Genomic DNA, 15,479 nt, shown 5'->3' on the forward strand with positions numbered 1-15,479 from the left:
AAGGGGGGAAGTCTTGTCCGGCTCGCGGGGCTTGGCCTCTTCGCGGCGCCGGGACCATGTGTAACGACCCGCGACCCACCCACATTCCGGGGGCCCGCACCCCGCCGAGCGGGGCGTCTTCCTCGGCCGTTCACCCGTGTTCAACGACCCCGACCCACCCACGATTCCGCCACCCGGATGCCGCCGGTCACACCCCGAAACCGGATATCCGGTCGCACAGAGGACGCCAACGGGCAGGGCCCGCACGGCCCGGGCGACGGCGAACGCCAACCGGACAGCCCGGCGTATCCGGGACGCCGACGGGCGCAGGCCGTACGGCCCGGGCGACGTCGGGACCATGCGCGAAAATGAGCCGGTGCCGGCGGGCGACTAGACTCGCACTCTCCAAACGGCGTGGTGACGGCCCGATGCGGCAGCGACTAGCGGTGGCGGTGTGGATGGCGGGCGTGCGGCAGCGGCGCGGCTACGGCGATCTCGCCCAGGCGGCCCTGGACGTCCTGGGAGAGGCCTCCGAGTCGATGACCCCTGCACAGGTTCGCGACGTTCTCGGTGGCGACCTCGCCTACACCACGGTGATGACGGTGCTGGTGCGGCTGTGCGACCAGGGTCTGCTGAGCCGCAAGCGAATCGGTAGGGCGTACGAATACACCCTGGTCCGGGATCCGGCGCAGATCACCGCCCGACGGATGCACCGACTGCTCGCTGTCGATGCGGACCGAGCCGGGGTGCTGGCCCGCTTCGTGGACGGCCTGACCGGCGAGGATGAGCAGGTGTTGCGGGACCTGCTGGGCCAGATCATCGCGACCCCTGAGCCACGATCCGACCAGTCTTGAGCCGGGTGGGGGTGCGACCGTGGACGCCGCAGTGATCGGCACGCTGCTCGCGTGTGTTGCGCTGGCCGCTGCCGGCCCGCCCCTGGCCGACCGGCTACCTCCGGCGAGCGCGGTGCGGCTGCTGGTTCCCGCGGCGCTGCTGGGCGCCGTGGCGACGGTCTTCGTGCTGGCGACGGTGACCTTCACCTGGCTGGGCCAGCTCGGCGTGGTGGCGAGGTTGGGTGCCTGGTCGCCGCGGGCGCTCCGCCTGCTGGACCCGATCCCGGTGCCGGCAGCCGTCACGGCTGGGGCGCTGCTGGTGCTGGCCTGCCTGTGGGGGGCGATCAGTGGGGTACGCATCGCCCGGGCGCTGGTGGCGGTTCGGCGCGCGGACCGCGACCTGACCCTGTATGCCTCCCACGACGCGACCCAGACCTACGGCGGATCGCCGGTCGTTGTCGTCGACAGCGAAACCATCGAGGCTTTCACCACGCCCGGCCCGCATGCGCGGATCGTGGTTACCACGGGCATCCTGCAGGCCCTGGATGCCGAGGGTCGGCAGGTGTTGCTGGCCCATGAGCAGTCCCACCATCGCCACCGCCATCCCTGGTGGAATTTGGCCGCCGACCTGGCTGCCGGGCTCAATCCGCTGCTCCGTCCCACCGCCGTCGCCGTCCGGCAGGCCACCGAACGGTGGGCCGACGAGGACGCGGCGCTGACGTGTGAGCGGCGGTGTGTGGCGGCAACGATCGCTCAGGTCGCGCTGCTGAGCATGGAGTCGAGGAGACCTGCGGCGGCCGCGGCTGCCGGAGGGCTGGTGCCGGCGCGAGTTCAAGCTCTGCTGCGTCCGCCGCCCCGACTGCGGGTCCGCCACCTTGCCCCGGCGCTCACGCTCGTGCTCGCCGTCGTCGTCGGCTCGCTCACCGTCTGGCACGACGGGGAATGCCTCTTCGAGCAGGCCGCACAGGCCCCGGATGCGGTCCGGGTCGTCTCGCCTGCGGCACGTTAGCTCTAGGGAACTACGACGTCTCAACGTAGGATTATTTGCGTGGCGTTCACTCTCGCGTTGGTTGCGCGCCCAGTCGCCGGGTGCCATCGCGGTTAGCGTCAGCCAGTCCACTCATCTCGCTCATGGAAGCAGTTGACATGCGACGCACCGCTATCGTCAGCGCCGCCACCGCCCTTGTGGTGGTCGGTGCAATCACCCTGTCCGCCGGCTCGTCGCCGGCGGCTGCGGGCGAGATGGCTTCCCGGCCGCTCGGCCGGTACCAGCATCTCGTCGTGATCTACGAGGAGAACCACAGCTTCGACAACCTGTACGGGCTGTGGGGCAAGGTCGGCAACCAGAAGGTCAACGGCCTGCCGCAGGCGTCCGCCGGCACGACCCAGGTGGACCAGTCCGGCAACCCGGTCGCCTGCCTCGTGCAGAACGACGCCAACCTCGTCACGACCACCACCCAGGTCAAGTGGCTGGACGGCACGAGTCATCCCGGTCTGCAGTCGCCGTCGTGCTCGAGCACGACCTCCCGCGGCGCGACCTTCGACAGCCACTTCTCGTCGAGCTCCCCGTTCTCGATCAACGACTACATCACGCCTGGGGACAAGACCTGCGCACCGCCCACGGCATTCGCCGCGAACGGTGTCGAGAAGGGTGACCCGCAGGGGCTGCCGGGCGGATGCACCCGGGACATGGTGCACCGCTTCTACCAGGAGCAGTACCAGCTCGACTCCGGCAAGCAGGACCGCTACTCCACCGGCAGCGACTCCGCCGGGCTGACCCAGGGGTACTACGACACCACGCAGCTGCCGGTCTACCAGTACCTGCACGGCTCCGGCGCGCCCAACTACGTGGTCGCGGACAACTTCTTCCAGGCGGCGTTCGGCGGATCGTTCCTCAACCACCAGTTCCTCATCGCCGGGCAGGCACCGCAGTGGGACACCGCGCAGAAGCCGGTGCCGGCGGGTAAGAACAGCGTCCTCGACGCCGCGGGCTTCCCGAACAAGACCTATCCGCTGTACCAGCCGGATCCGGCGGTGGCCTACAACGACGGGGTGCTCACGCAGGCGTGCGGCCAAGCCACCACGGTCGCCGGTTTCGCCTGCGGCAACTACGCGGTCAACACCATGCAGCCGTCATGGCAGCCGAGCGCCGGTGGTGCGAACGTGCTGCCGGGCATCAACGACGTCGACCCGGCGAAGCCGTACTACGAGACCAACATCGGTGACGAGCTGTCCGCGAAGAACGTCTCGTGGAACTGGTACGCCGGCGGTTGGGATGCCGCGAACGCTGGTCACCCGGATCCGCTGTTCCAGTACCACCACCAGCCGTTCAACTACTTCCAGAACTACGCGCCGGGTATGCCCGGTCGCCAGCACCTCAAGGACGAGAAGGACTTCCTCGCCGCGGCGGGCGCAGGCACGCTGCCGGCGGTGTCCTTCGTCAAGCCGGCCGGCGAGGAGAACGAGCACCCGGGCTACGCCAGCACCGACAACGGTGAAAGTCACCTCGTCGACCTGCTCAAGGCCATCCTCGATGGTCCGGACGGCAAGGACACCCTGGTGGTCGTCACCTACGACGAGTTCGGTGGTTCGTGGGACCACGTCGCCCCGCCCGGCCAGGGCACCAACGGCGCTGAGGGCCCGTCCGACCAGTACGGTCCCGGCACCCGCATCCCGGCGCTGATCATCGGCGGTGGCTTCGAGCGTTCCGGCGTCGACCACCAGGCGCACGACACCACGTCGATTCTCGCCACCATCGAGCGCAGCTACGGGCTTGCCCCGCTGAGCGGCCGGGACGCGCAGGTCACCGACCTGCGGCACGCGCTGCTCGTCGGCGGTGACCGTCCGGGCAACTGACAGCACAGCGTTCTGACGTTGGGGGCCGCTGACTCGATCGGGTCGGCGGCCCCTCAACGCTATGCGGAAGCCTCCGCCGAGCCGTGACCCGACCGAGAACCCCGAGGGGCCGTTCTCACCCGGTCGCTCGGGCATTACGGACTGTCCGGCTGGCCGTGGCGATGAGCGCGAGCAGCACGAGCCAGGCAGCCAGGGCGTACGTCAGCGTGCGGGCGCCGAGAAGTGCGATGAGCGCGCCGCTGCCGATGGTGCCGACGGCGGAAGCGCCGGTGGTGAGCGTGTTGATCGCGCTGGTCACCCGTCCTCGGAGGGCATCCGGGGTCACGGTGAGCCGATAGGTGTCGAGGGCGACGTTGTAGATCGGTGAGACGACCGACTCGGCGAACGCGACGACCAGCAGGAGCCACCACGTCGGGGCCAGGGCGTAGCAAGGGAAGGCCAGCCCTTCCACCCACAGCATCACGATCGACAGGCGGCCGAGGGGAAAGCGTCGAGCCAGCGCCGGCGCGGCGAGGCTGCCCAACAGCGCGCCGCCACCTGCGCCGCTGAACACGATGCCGACCTGGGTCGGGTTCGCGTGCAGCTGCTGAGCCAGCATGATGATCAGGAGGTAGCCGGCACCGAAGCGCAGGCTGTCGCCGGCATCGAGCAGCGCCAGAACCCGGATCACCCGCTTGCGCCACAGCCACGCCAGCCCTTCGCGAATGTCGGTCAGCAGCTCCCGGGGCGAGGCGAGCGCACTCTTCCGCTCCTCCTGGAACTCGGCCCGGATGGCGCGCAGCGAGACCGCCGAGGCCAGGAACGAGACCGCGTTGAACGCGAACGGTACGACGCGGCCCAGCGCGAAGGCGGCTCCGGCCACGGAGGCACCCACGATCCTGAGCCCGTTGGACATCGCTCCGAGTGCACCCAACGCCGCGGGAAGCTCCGCCTTGCCGACGATGTTCGGCAACGCCGAACTGTTTGCCGCGGTGAACAGGGTGCTCAAGACACCGGTCAGGATCGCGACGATGTAGAGCTGGGGCATACCCAGCACACCGAGCGCGGCCGCGGCCGGGACGGTAGCTGCGAGAAGGCCACGACCGATGTCGCAGATGATCATCGTCGCTTTACGGTCCCAGCGATCGACCAGTGCGCCGGCGACCAGGCCGAACACGAGAAAGACGATGGTCTGGAGCCCGAGGACGAGCCCGGCTTGGGTGGCTGATCCCGTTAACGCGACGACCAGGAGCGGGAGGGCGAGGAACTGGAGTTGATCACCCAGTTGGGATACGAGCCGGCCGCCAAGGAGAAGCTGAAAGTCCAGGTGGCGCCAGACGCTCCGGGACCGGGCCGAGGTGAGGGTGTCCATGGTGAAGTCCTGTCGACTAATGCGCCATCCGGCGCGCTGCCATGACGGTCGACAGACACGCGGCTCCCGCGCCACGACGGGCGCCAAGGGAGGGGATCGTTCACCGCGGAGTCACCTGAAAAAGGGCAGACTCCAACCGCGTGCCGGGGCGGGGCAGCTAGGACTTACGCGGGTGGGACATGGCCCGGGAGCATACCGGTCCCCGGGCCACCGCCACCAGCGGTCAGCGGCGGCCGTGGCGGGCGCGGAGGTAGTCGGAGACCACGTACTCGCCGAGGTCGTCGAGGTCGGGGGTGAACATCCGCCCCTTCGAGCGGCGGGCCACCGCGTCCACGAACCGGCGCAGCCCCGGGTCGTCACCGAGCATGAACAGGTTCAGCGTCGCCCCGTACCGGGTGAGCTTGTCCACCTCCCGGACGGTCGCCTCGATGGTCTCCGGCAACGGCGGCCAGTGGAAGTACGCCTCACCGTCCTCCGGGTCCAGGTGCGCGGTGGGCTCACCGTCGGTGACCACCAGCACCACCGGCTCGGCGCCCGGGTGCCGGCGCAGGTGCCGCCCGGCCAGCCGCAGCGCGTGCTGGAGGTTGGTGCCCTGCTCCAGGTCCGGTTCCACCGCGGCCAGCTCCTGCTGGGTGAGCGGCATCGCCTGCCGGCCGAAGCCGATGATCTGCAGCGCGTCCTGCGGGAACCGGGTGGCCATCAGGTGCGACAGCGCCAGCGCGGTCTGCTTCATCGGCCCCCAGCGCCCCTGGGAGATCATCGAGTACGACAGGTCGACGCAGAGCGCCACCGCCGCCGACGCCCGCCGCTCGGTCTCCACCACCTCGAAGTCCTCGACCGCGAGCTGCACCGGCACGCCGGGCCCGGCGCGGCGGACCGCGCGGGTGAGGGTGCGCACCACATCGAGGGGCTGCTCGTCGCCGTACTCCCACTGCCGGGAGGCGCCGCTGACCTCGCCGGCCGCGCCGGCCGAGCGCAGGTCGTGCTGGCCGCGCGGACCCGCGGTCAGGTCGGCGAAGACCCGCCGCAGGGCGGTGCCGGCGAGCCGGCGCAGCGCCTTCGGGCTGAGCGTCAACCCGTCCGCGTCGCGGGTCACCCAGCCCTGCCGGCGCAGTTCCCGCTCCAGCTCCCGCAGCCGGCGTACGTCGTCGGCGGCGTCCCGGCCCAACGTCCGGGCCACCGCGTCGACGTCGACGTCGTCCAGGGTGGCGCCCGGGTGGTCCTGGTCGAGGGAGTCCAGCAGCTCGTCCAGCTCGGCGAGCTCGCCGAGCGCGCCGGTCGCCTCGCCGTAGCCGAGCGGCTGGTCGCCCCGGATCCGCTCGCCCCGCTGCCAGTTCAGGTCGGGGCGCAGCGCCCGCAGGTGGGCGTCGAGCTGGGACAGTTCCCCGGCGAGTTGCTCGCCGAGGGACTGGCGCATCAGCCCGGCCAGCTCCGCACGCTGCCGGTCCGACAGCGACCGCATCAGCCGCTCCCCGGCGGCCGCCCGGCGAGCCAGCACGTCGATCAGCTCGTCGACGTCCTTCGGCCGTTCCGGGAAGAACTCGCCGTGCCGGCGCATGAACTCGGCGAACGCGTCGGTGGTGTCCTCCGAACGCGCGTGCCGGGCGAGCAGGTCGTTGAGGTCGCCCATCATCTCGGCGAGCTGCCGCTGGGCGGCCGGATCGCCGGCGGCCCGCGCCGCGTCCCGCAGCCCGGCGAAGCGCTGTTCCAGCACGTCGCCGCGCAGCCCGTCGAGGATCCGCTGGTAGGTCTGCCGTGCCTCGTCGCTGGCCCAGTCGTAGCCGGAGAGCTCCTCGACGGCGCGGGCGGTCGAGCGGGGCAGGTTGTCCAGCACCGCCTCGGCGAACCGGGCGTCGTCCCCGTCGCGGCCGCGCAGCTCCTCGCGCTCGGCGGCCAGGGCCTGGTCGAGCAGCGCCCGCGCCCGGGTCACCGCGCCGTCCAGGTCGCCCCGGCGCAGCGCCTCCCGGCGCAGCCGGCGGGCCCGGGCGGCCAGGTCGTCGAGGCCGCCGCGCCCCTGCGGGCCGCGCCGCAGCAGGTCGCGCAGCGCCTCCCGGAGGCTGCCACCGGCGAGGACCTCCGCGCCGACCGCGTCCACCGCGGCACGCACGTCGTACGGCGGGGCGAGCGGGTCGGGCCCGCCGCGCCACTGCCCGTACCGGAACCGGTTGCCGGCCACGGTCAGCCCCGACCGCCGTAGACGGTGCGTCCGGACTCGGTGACGTCCTTGCCGAGCCGGCGGGTCAGGTGCAGCCCTTCGAGGACGAACTCGATGCCGGCGGCGGCCTCCTCCGGGGTGGGCGCGTCGCCCAGCCCGAGCCGGTCGAGCGCCTTGGCCAGGCCGGGCACGGTGCCGACCTGGCGCAGCAGCTCGGTGGACGAGACCAGCTCGCCGGTCTCGATCACTCCGCCCTCGCCGACCAGCGCGGTGAACCCGGACAGGTCCAGCCCGGCCAGCCGGGCCAGGAACGTCTCGGCGGTGGCGGTACGCAGCAGGTGGGCCAGGATCTCGATCTCCCGCCCCTCCTCGCCGCTCTCGAACTCGACCTTGCCGCGCAGGGTGGAGGTCACCGAGGCGGCGTCACCGACCCGGGCGACCGGCTCCTCCGCGCGTACGTCGGACGAGGCGAGCAGGCCGGCGCGGCGCAGCGCGGCGGCGGCGACGGTCTCCGCGGCGGCGATCGCGAACCGGGCGGAGACGCCGGAGCGCGGGTCCACCGACGGCGACTCCCGGACGGCGCGGGCGAACCGGGCGAGCACCTCCAGCACGTGCTCGGGGACGCCGGCGACCAGGTCGGCCTCCTGCCGGATCAGCGCCAGCTCCAGGTCGAGGTCGACCGGGTAGTGGGTACGGATCTCCGCGCCGAAGCGGTCCTTGAGGGGGGTGATGATCCGGCCCCGGTTGGTGTAGTCCTCCGGGTTGGCGCTGGCCACCAGGAGCAGGTCCAGCGGCAGCCGCAGCTGGTAGCCGCGGACCTGGATGTCCCGCTCCTCCAGCACGTTGAGCAGCGCCACCTGGATGCGTTCGGCCAGGTCGGGCAGCTCGTTGACGGCGAAGATGCCCCGGTTGGTGCGCGGGACCAGTCCGAAGTGGATGGTCTCCGGGTCGCCGAGGGTACGCCCCTGGGCCAGCCGGATGGGGTCGACGTCACCGATCAGGTCGCCGACGCTGGTGTCCGGGGTGGCCAGCTTCTCGCCGTAGCGCATCGAGCGGTGCAGCCAGCCGATCGGCAGCTCGTCGCCGTGCTCGGCGACCAGGGCGCGGGACGCGGGGGTGAGCGGGTGCATCGGGTGCTCGTTGAGCACCGAGCCGGGGATCACCGGCGTCCACTCGTCGAGCAGTGCGCCCAGCGAGCGGATCAGTCGGGTCTTGCCCTGGCCGCGCTCGCCGAGCAGCACCATGTCGTGGCCGGCGAGCAGGGCCCGCTCGACCTCGGGCAGCACCGTGTCCTCGTACCCGACGATGCCGGGGAAACGCTCCTCGCCCGAACGCATCCGGGCGAGGAGGTTGTCGCGGATCTCCTGCTTCACCGTGCGGTAGTCGTGGCCGGACGCCCGCAGTGCGCCGAGCGTGCCGGGCAGGTCGGCGGGCGGGACCGGGGGAACCTGGTTGGGAGCGGTCACCCGCCCCACGCTATCTCGGCCGGGTGACGTTTCGCCCATCTTCGCCGGGCCGGTCGGTCACGGTCGGGAAACGGGGCCGGGCCAGGGCCGCCGGCAGTGGCCGCAGGCCCGCCGCCGGCGCAGGTGGTAGGCCAGGGTCGCCGCGCCCAGCGCCGGCCCCCACAGCGGCCAGAGCAGCATCGGGGCGGTGGCCGCGCTGAACCCCCCGATCGTCACCCGCCAGAACTCGGGGGCGCCCAGTTCCCCGAGGGTGCCGGCGGTCACCGCGATCGCCACCAGGGTGCCCGGGACGACGGCGAGCAGCGGCGGCACCCGCCGGCCGCCCAGCCGGGGCAGCCAGCGCGGCAAGACCTCACCCCAACGCTGGACGAGGCCGAGGGTGAGCACCGCGCCGACCGTGGCGAACGCGCCCAGGCCGGCCCCGGCCCAGACCGCTCCGGTCTCGTGCAGGTCGGTGAGGAACTCCCGGGAGATGCCGAGCGGGATGCCCACCACCCAGGCAAATCGGGTGCCGGCGTAGACCAGGGGAATGGCGGCGGCGGTCCACGCCGCCCAGCGGCCCCAGCGGGCGGCGGCCGCCGGGGTGGTCCAGCCGGCCTCGTCGCCGTCCCGGCCGCACACCGCGCACGCCCCGCCGGTACGGCGCTGCCAGGCCAGCACGGCGGCGGCGAGCAGCACCCCGGCGGCGACGGCGGAGAACTTCGCCGCGAGGGTCCAGTCGAAGATCCGGGCGTAGTCGACAGGCGGCCAGCCGAACGGTGCCCCGATGATCAGCATCGGCAGGTAGCCGAGGGTGACCAGCACCCGCACGTCCGGCACCACCACGGCCAGCGCGACGGCCACCGTCCAGCCATAGCCGAGCAGCAGGTTCCGCGCCGGCCGGGACGGGTGGGCGTTGCCGACCATGGCGAGCACGGCGACCGCCGCGCCGAGCAGCGCGGCGGCGAAGACCGGCGGCCCGTACCGGACCGGCAGCAGCCGCAGCAGGCTCGCCTCGCCGTACGCGTCGTTGTCGCCGAGCGGGTAACCGCGGCCGGTGAGCGTGCCGACCAAGGCGACCACGCCCCACAGCCCGAGCCAGCCGGCGGCGAGGGGAGCGATCCGGTCCGGCCGGCGTATCGATGTCGTCGTCATGACTCCACCCTCGGCCGGCCGGGCCCGGGATCCTTCCCGTGCCGCGGGGAACCCGCTCCCCCGGCCGGGGGACGGATCAGCCGGTCGGCACCACGAAACCCGACTCGTACGCGGCGATCACCGCCTGGGTCCGGTCCCGCACGCCCAGCTTGGCCAGCACGTTGCCGACGTGGGTCTTCACCGTCTCCACGCCGACCACCAGCCGCTCGGCGATCTCCGGGTTGGACAGGCCGGTGGCCATCAGGCGCAGCACCTCGGCCTCCCGTTCGGTCAGCCGCGCGGCCCGCAGCCCGTCCCCGCCCCGCCCCCCGTACGCGCCGACGAGCTGCCGGATCGCCGCCGGGAAGAGCAGCGACTCCCCGGCCGCCACCACCCGGATCGCCTCCACCACCTCGGCCGGCCGGGCCCGCTTGAGCAGGAAGCCGCTGGCCCCGGCGCGCAGCGCGTCGTAGACGTACTCGTCGTTGGCGAAGGTGGTGATCACCAGGACCCGGGGCGGGTCGGCGGAGGTGGCGAGCAGCCGCCGGGTGGCCTGGATGCCGTCGATGGCCGTCATCCGCACGTCCATCAGCACCACCCGCGGGCGCAGCTTCGCCACCAGCGGCGGCACCTCCGCGCCGTCCGCGGCCTCGCCGACCACCCGCAGGTCGGGCTGCGCGTCGATGATCGCCCGCAGCCCGACCCGGATCAGCTCGTCGTCGTCGACGATCAGCACGTCGACGATCATCCGCGCTCCCCTCTCGGCACCGGCAGCGACGCCCGTACCCGCCACCGGTCGCCGTCCGGGCCGGCGGCGAGCCGCCCACCGAGCAGCAGCACCCGCTCCCGCATCCCGTCCAGGCCGCGCCCGCCGCCCCGCGGCCCGGTCGTCCCGCGCAGCGCGTTGACCAGCTCGATCTCCAGACCTTCCGCGGGTACGTCCACCCGCAGCGTCACCGGGCCGCGGCCGTGCCGGGCCGCGTTGGTCAGCCCCTCCTGCACGATCCGGTAGCCCTCCCGGGAGACCGCCGCGGGCAGCTCCCCGACCGCCCCGCTGACCCGCGCGTCCACGTCGAGGCCGGCGGCGCGGGTGTCGGCGACCAGCCCGTCCAGCCCGGTCAGGGTGGGCTGCGGCGCGGTCGGGGCGGAGCTCCCGCCGCCGTCGCTCTCCCGCAGCAGGCCGAGGACGTGATCCAGGTCGTCCATCGCGCGCCGGCTGGTCTCCTCGATGGCCCGCAACGCCCGGCGGGTGAACTCGGGTTCGACGTCGAGCAGCTCGCGGGCCGCCCCGGCCTGGAGGGTGGCCACGGTCAGCGCGTGCCCGACCGAGTCGTGCAGCTCCCGGGCCAGCCGGTTCCGCTCGGCCAGCCGGGCGGCCCGGGCCTCCAGGGCGGCGATCCGCTCGCCCTGAGAGGGGCCGAGCAGCACCGGCGCCATGGACGCGGCGAGCGCGCCCAGCCCAGCCACCGCGTACCCGAGCCCGACCAGGATCGCCACCCCGGCCAGCGCCGCGCCGACCGGGTTGTCGAGGGTCAACGGGCCGAACCCGTCGTCCCGGGTCACCCCGGTGTCGAGGCCGAACTGGCCGGCGATGAAGACCAGCGCCATCGGGAACGCGCTGATCGCCGCGAACAGCACCAGCCCGCCGGTGACCAGGTGCAGAGCGATCCAGAGCGCGGCGCGCAGCCGGGTCTCCCGGTCGATCCGGTGGCCCGCGGCCGGTTCCGGCAGGTCGACCGCGAGCAGCGCCCGGGCGGCGGCGATCTCCAACGTGCGGCTGCCCGCGAGGAACACCGGCACCGCCGCCAGCACGGCGCCCACCAGCAGCAGCCCGGTCCCCATCGGCCGGGGTACGTCGTCGTTGCCGAGCAGTTGGACGAAGGCCGTCGCGAGCAGCGCATACGGCAGCACGAGCACCCCGCCGAGCAGCAGGAACACCCCGCGCCGCCAGGTGCTCCCCCGCACCAGCGGCCCCAGCACGCCCCGGACCGTCACCCGGCCATTGTCCCGCCCCGGCGGGCAGCACCAACTCCCCCACGATGGGGAGATCCGCACCGGCGTCAGTCAGCGGTGGTGGCGCACGTACCCGGACGGGTCCTTGTCGAGGAACGGCAGGTTGCGACCGTTCTTGTGCTCGCCGTAGAACTTCAGCCAGCGGGCCCCCAGCTCCGCGCGCAGCTCGACGCTGGCGTGCTTGCGGAAGTCGGGCAGCGCCTCGTCCTCCTCCTCGGCCAGGTGCTCACTGTTCTCCCGGCGGGCCCGCCACACGGCCGCCCACCACTGGTCGGAACCGACCTCGTGCTGCTTCGACTCGGCGATGGCGTCCCGGATCTTGTTGTGGTCGCCGATCGCGTCCTCGGTCTCCTCCTCGCCGTCGTCGCCATGCCTGACCAGGTGTGGATAGAGGATGGCCTCCTCCGCCTCGGCGTGGATGTCCAGGTGCAGGGCGAGCGCGTCCCAGACGGCCAGCATCTCGTCCGGGTCGCGGGCGTCGTCGAGCCGGGCGAACCCCCGCCGGAAGGCGGCGTGGTCGTCGAGGATCAGGGCGGTGATGTCGTCCATGATGGTCACCTTCCGGTGCGGGCGCGGATCAGCTTGGGTACGGCGGCCAGCCCGGTGACCGGGTGGAACGCGTGGGCGGCGGTGACCAGGGCGGCGTACTCGTCCTCGGCCAGGTCGAGCTCGGCGGCGGCCGCGTTGCGCTCGAGCTGCGCCACGCTCGACGCACCGGGGATGGCCACCACGTTCGGGTGGCGCAGCAGGTAGGCCAGGGCGATCTGGCTCGGGGTGGCGTCGTGCGCGTCGGCCACCTCGCGCAGGGTGGCGATCAGCTCGGCGCCGCGTTCCAGGTTCTCCGGCAGGAAGTACGGGTTGGCCCGGCGGATCGCCCCGCCCGGCCGGCTCCCGGCGCCGTAACGGCCGGAGAGGAAGCCCTGCGCGAGCGGGCTGTACGCGATGACGATCCGGCCGGCCTGCTCCGCGTACGGGATCAGCTCCTGCTCGGGGCCGCGGTCGACCATGCTGTAGCGGACCTGGTTGCTCAGCACCCGGCGGCCGAGCGCCGCCTCGGCGAACACCCAGCGGCGCAGCCGGTAGTTGCTGACCCCGACCTCGCCGACCAGTCCGACGTCCTGCAGGGCGCGCATGCCGCGCATCGTGGTGGTGTCGGCGACCACCGGGTTAGGCTGGTGCACCTGGTAGAGGTCGATGCTGGTCACACCGAGCCGGGCGGCGGAGGCGACCGCGCGCTGCCGCACCACCGGGGCGACCGGCAGCACCGGGAAGACCTTGCTGGCCACCACGACCTTGGCCCGGTCCTCGCCGAGCGCCGCGCCGAGGATGCGCTCGCTACGACCGAACCCGTAGATCTCGGCGGTGTCGAAGAGGGTGACGCCGAGGTCGAGCGCCCGCCGCACGATGTCCGCCGCCCGGCGCTCGTAGTCCGGGCCGTAGCCCCATTCCTTCGAGCCGAACTGCCACGTGCCGAGACCGATCTTGGAGATCGGCTTGGGGGTGTCGAGCGGGACGTAGCGCATGGCCTCGAAGCTACCCAAGCCGGCCGGCCGGCACGCCCGTTCCGCCGCGCCGGCACCTCCGCGCGGGCCACTCCGGCCTCCCCGTCCACCGGCCGGGAGCTGCCCCGCCTCCGCCCCGACCCGCAGACCACGCGGGACTAGGGTCGGGGCGTGACCTACCTCGCCAGCGAAGACCGATACGACGCGATCACCTACCGGCGCAGTGGGCGGAGCGGGCTGCGGCTGCCCGCCATCTCGCTCGGGCTGTGGCACAACTTCGGCCCGGACCGGCCCTACGAGCGGCAGCGGGACATCGTCCGGCGCGCCTTCGACCTCGGGATCACCCACTTCGACCTGGCCAACAACTACGGCCCGCCGCCCGGTACGGCGGAGGAGAACTTCGGCCGGATGCTCGCCACCGACCTGAAGCCCTACCGGGACGAGCTGGTGATCTCCAGCAAGGCGGGCTACCTGATGTGGCCCGGCCCGTACGGCGAGTGGGGCTCGCGCAAGTACCTGATCTCGTCGCTCGACCAGTCGCTGCGCCGGATGGGGCTGGACTACGTCGACATCTTCTACTCGCACCGGTTCGACCCGGAGACGCCGCTGGAGGAGACGATGGGCGCGCTGGACGCCATCGTCCGCTCCGGGAAGGCGCTCTACGTCGGCATCTCCAACTACAACTCGGAGCAGACCGCCCGGGCCGCGGCGATCCTACGCGACCTGGGCACGCCGCTGCTGATCAACCAGCCGTCGTACTCGATGCTCAACCGCTGGACGGAGACCGACGGGCTGCTGGACACGTTGGAGCAGGTCGGGGCCGGCTGCATCGCGTACAGCCCGCTCGCCCAGGGCCTACTCACCGACCGCTACCTGGGCGGCATCCCCGAGGACTCGCGGGTGCGGACCAGCATCTTCCTCACCGAGAGCGACCTCACCGACGAGCGGATGGCGACCATCCGCGGGCTGGGCGAGGTCGCCGAGCGGCGCGGGCAGACCCTGGCCCAGCTCGCCCTGGTCTGGGCGCTGCGGGACCCGCGGATGACCAGCCTGATCATCGGGGCGAGCAGCGTGGCCCAGCTGGAGGGCAACGTCGCCGCCCTGGACAACCTCGAGCTCTCCGCCGAGGAGCTGGCCGAGATCGACCGCCACCTGGGCTGACCTCTGCCGTCCCGACCCGGGCGCCGCCCGGGTCGGGACCGCCGGTCACCAGATCCGGCGGCGGCCGGCGCGGTGGTTGCGGATGCCGCAGGGGCGGCCGACGGGCGCGCTGCCGGCCCGGCGCAGCCGCAACCCGACGGTGGCCGCCAGCAGCGCGGTAACCGCCACCGCCGCGCCCACCACCAGAGGGCGGCGGACGCCGCCGGTGTCGGTCACCGCCGCCACCGGCACCCCCTCCGCCGGGACGCCGCCCCCGCTCTCGGCCGGGGCCTCGGCGACGGTACGCGGGCCGACCGGCGACGCCGACCCGCCGGTACGCGCCCCCGAGGCGCTGCCCGCCGCCGGCTGGAACACCACGTCCGAGCAGGAGTAATAGGTGTCCTGGGTGTCGGAGTTCTGCCAGATGATGTAGATGATGTGCCGCCCGATCTTCCCCGCCGGCAGCCGCCCCGACAGCTGGTAGGCGCCGTCGCGGATGGGCGGGTCGGTGACCGCCAGGAACGGCTTGGTCTCCAGGGCCGCCCAGGTCAACCGCTTGCTCGGGTCGTACGAGCCGGTGGTGGCGTAGAGCCGGAAGGTGCCCCGGTGCGGGATCGTGGTCCGGTACCGGAAGGTGAACCGGGAGCCGGCGGTGAGCGTGGTGGCCGGCCAGTCGGCGCGCGCCAGATCCAGCCCCCGGTACGCGGACAGCCCGCCGCTGCACAGCTCCCCGTCCGGGATGCGTTCCCGATCCCGGCCGTCGATCCGGGCGACCCGGATGTTGTCCCACTCCCGGACGGCGGCCCCGGCGGCGACGGCCGCCCGGCAGGCCGGCGCATCCGCCTGACCACCCTCCGGGCCGCAGGCCGCCGCCCGGCTCAGCGGGCTGGTGGGAGCGCCGTGCGCGGACGCCGGCACGGCGGTGAGCAGCAGGGTCGCGGCGGCGGCCGCGACCGCGGCGAGCGTTCGGCGTACGGCCATGTGATCGACCTCCCGGCCACAGGTACGGGCGCGAGACGGCAAAGGTTCGACGGCGTGGCGGCCCACACCGCGGTAGATTGCCCTGTGTGG

13 protein-coding genes are annotated in these 15,479 nt (G+C 73.0%); 4 read left to right on the forward strand and 9 right to left on the reverse strand.

The features are described 5' to 3' along the window. The first annotated feature begins 407 nt into the window (after positions 1-407). From Q2K19_RS05715 to Q2K19_RS05725, 3 genes are all read left to right on the forward strand, one after another. Complete coding sequence (locus tag Q2K19_RS05715) at positions 408-833, forward strand: BlaI/MecI/CopY family transcriptional regulator (protein ID WP_302768193.1); 426 nt, start codon at positions 408-410, stop codon at positions 831-833. A 19-nt stretch (positions 834-852) separates the two neighbouring features. After that, entirely contained in the window at positions 853-1,821 is a 969-nt protein-coding gene (locus tag Q2K19_RS05720; RefSeq protein ID WP_302768194.1) for a M56 family metallopeptidase, read from the forward strand. A 137-nt stretch (positions 1,822-1,958) separates the two neighbouring features. Continuing rightward, positions 1,959-3,668 (forward strand): alkaline phosphatase family protein, encoded by a 1,710-nt coding sequence (locus tag Q2K19_RS05725; RefSeq protein WP_302768196.1) that lies wholly within the window; start codon positions 1,959-1,961, stop codon positions 3,666-3,668. A gap of 115 nt (positions 3,669-3,783) precedes the next feature. Here the strand turns inward: Q2K19_RS05725 and Q2K19_RS05730 are convergent, their stop codons facing one another. From Q2K19_RS05730 to Q2K19_RS05765, 8 genes are all read right to left on the reverse strand, one after another. Further along, positions 3,784-5,019: an MFS transporter gene (locus Q2K19_RS05730; RefSeq protein ID WP_302768198.1), complete on the reverse strand. Its 1,236-nt coding sequence runs from the start codon at positions 5,017-5,019 to the stop codon at positions 3,784-3,786. A 223-nt stretch (positions 5,020-5,242) separates the two neighbouring features. Next, positions 5,243-7,195: a vWA domain-containing protein gene (locus Q2K19_RS05735; RefSeq protein ID WP_302768200.1), complete on the reverse strand. Its 1,953-nt coding sequence runs from the start codon at positions 7,193-7,195 to the stop codon at positions 5,243-5,245. Positions 7,196-7,197: 2 nt separating this feature from the next. Then, positions 7,198-8,649, reverse strand: coding sequence for a sigma 54-interacting transcriptional regulator (locus Q2K19_RS05740; RefSeq protein WP_302768201.1), 1,452 nt, complete (start codon positions 8,647-8,649; stop codon positions 7,198-7,200). 48 nt (positions 8,650-8,697) lie between these two features. After that, positions 8,698-9,774, reverse strand: coding sequence for a hypothetical protein (locus Q2K19_RS05745; RefSeq protein ID WP_302768202.1), 1,077 nt, complete (start codon positions 9,772-9,774; stop codon positions 8,698-8,700). A 76-nt stretch (positions 9,775-9,850) separates the two neighbouring features. Further along, a complete protein-coding gene (locus tag Q2K19_RS05750; protein ID WP_302768203.1) occupies positions 9,851-10,501 on the reverse strand; it encodes a response regulator in 651 nt (216 codons plus the stop codon). Then, positions 10,498-11,748 carry a sensor histidine kinase gene (locus Q2K19_RS05755; protein ID WP_302768204.1) on the reverse strand — a complete coding sequence of 417 codons (1,251 nt, stop codon included), beginning with the start codon at positions 11,746-11,748 and terminating at the stop codon, positions 10,498-10,500. The genes Q2K19_RS05750 and Q2K19_RS05755 overlap by 4 nt, the downstream gene beginning before the upstream one ends. 69 nt (positions 11,749-11,817) lie before the next feature. After that, positions 11,818-12,315 carry a hemerythrin domain-containing protein gene (locus tag Q2K19_RS05760; RefSeq protein ID WP_302768205.1) on the reverse strand — a complete coding sequence of 166 codons (498 nt, stop codon included), beginning with the start codon at positions 12,313-12,315 and terminating at the stop codon, positions 11,818-11,820. 5 nt (positions 12,316-12,320) lie between these two features. Beyond that, the gene (locus tag Q2K19_RS05765) at positions 12,321-13,289 is read right to left on the reverse strand and encodes an aldo/keto reductase (protein ID WP_302768206.1); all 969 of its coding nucleotides are present in this window, start codon (positions 13,287-13,289) and stop codon (positions 12,321-12,323) included. Between the two features lie 150 nt (positions 13,290-13,439). On the opposite strand from Q2K19_RS05765, the gene mgrA reads away from it, so the two are divergent. Next, complete coding sequence (gene mgrA, locus Q2K19_RS05770) at positions 13,440-14,429, forward strand: L-glyceraldehyde 3-phosphate reductase (protein WP_302768207.1); 990 nt, start codon at positions 13,440-13,442, stop codon at positions 14,427-14,429. A 45-nt stretch (positions 14,430-14,474) separates the two neighbouring features. On the opposite strand, the gene Q2K19_RS05775 is transcribed toward mgrA, so the two are convergent. After that, positions 14,475-15,389 carry a lytic polysaccharide monooxygenase auxiliary activity family 9 protein gene (locus Q2K19_RS05775; RefSeq protein ID WP_302768208.1) on the reverse strand — a complete coding sequence of 305 codons (915 nt, stop codon included), beginning with the start codon at positions 15,387-15,389 and terminating at the stop codon, positions 14,475-14,477. Positions 15,390-15,479: the final 90 nt, after the last annotated feature.

Source organism: Micromonospora sp. NBRC 110009 (assembly GCF_030518795.1).
In the GTDB taxonomy this organism is placed as follows: domain Bacteria; phylum Actinomycetota; class Actinomycetes; order Mycobacteriales; family Micromonosporaceae; genus Micromonospora.

Bases quoted from the DNA above. Each gene is read 5' to 3' on its own strand.
- Q2K19_RS05715 (WP_302768193.1), top strand. From the start codon at position 408: ATGCGGCAGCGACTAGCGGTGGCGGTGTGGATGGCGGGCGTGCGGCAG.
- Q2K19_RS05725 (WP_302768196.1), top strand. From the start codon at position 1,959: ATGCGACGCACCGCTATCGTCAGCGCCGCCACCGCCCTTGTGGTGGTC.
- Q2K19_RS05730 (WP_302768198.1), bottom strand. From the start codon at position 5,019: ATGGACACCCTCACCTCGGCCCGGTCCCGGAGCGTCTGGCGCCACCTG.
- Q2K19_RS05745 (WP_302768202.1), bottom strand. From the start codon at position 9,774: ATGACGACGACATCGATACGCCGGCCGGACCGGATCGCTCCCCTCGCC.
- Q2K19_RS05750 (WP_302768203.1), bottom strand. From the start codon at position 10,501: ATGATCGTCGACGTGCTGATCGTCGACGACGACGAGCTGATCCGGGTC.
- Q2K19_RS05760 (WP_302768205.1), bottom strand. From the start codon at position 12,315: ATGGACGACATCACCGCCCTGATCCTCGACGACCACGCCGCCTTCCGG.
- Q2K19_RS05765 (WP_302768206.1), bottom strand. From the start codon at position 13,289: ATGCGCTACGTCCCGCTCGACACCCCCAAGCCGATCTCCAAGATCGGT.
- Q2K19_RS05775 (WP_302768208.1), bottom strand. From the start codon at position 15,389: ATGGCCGTACGCCGAACGCTCGCCGCGGTCGCGGCCGCCGCCGCGACC.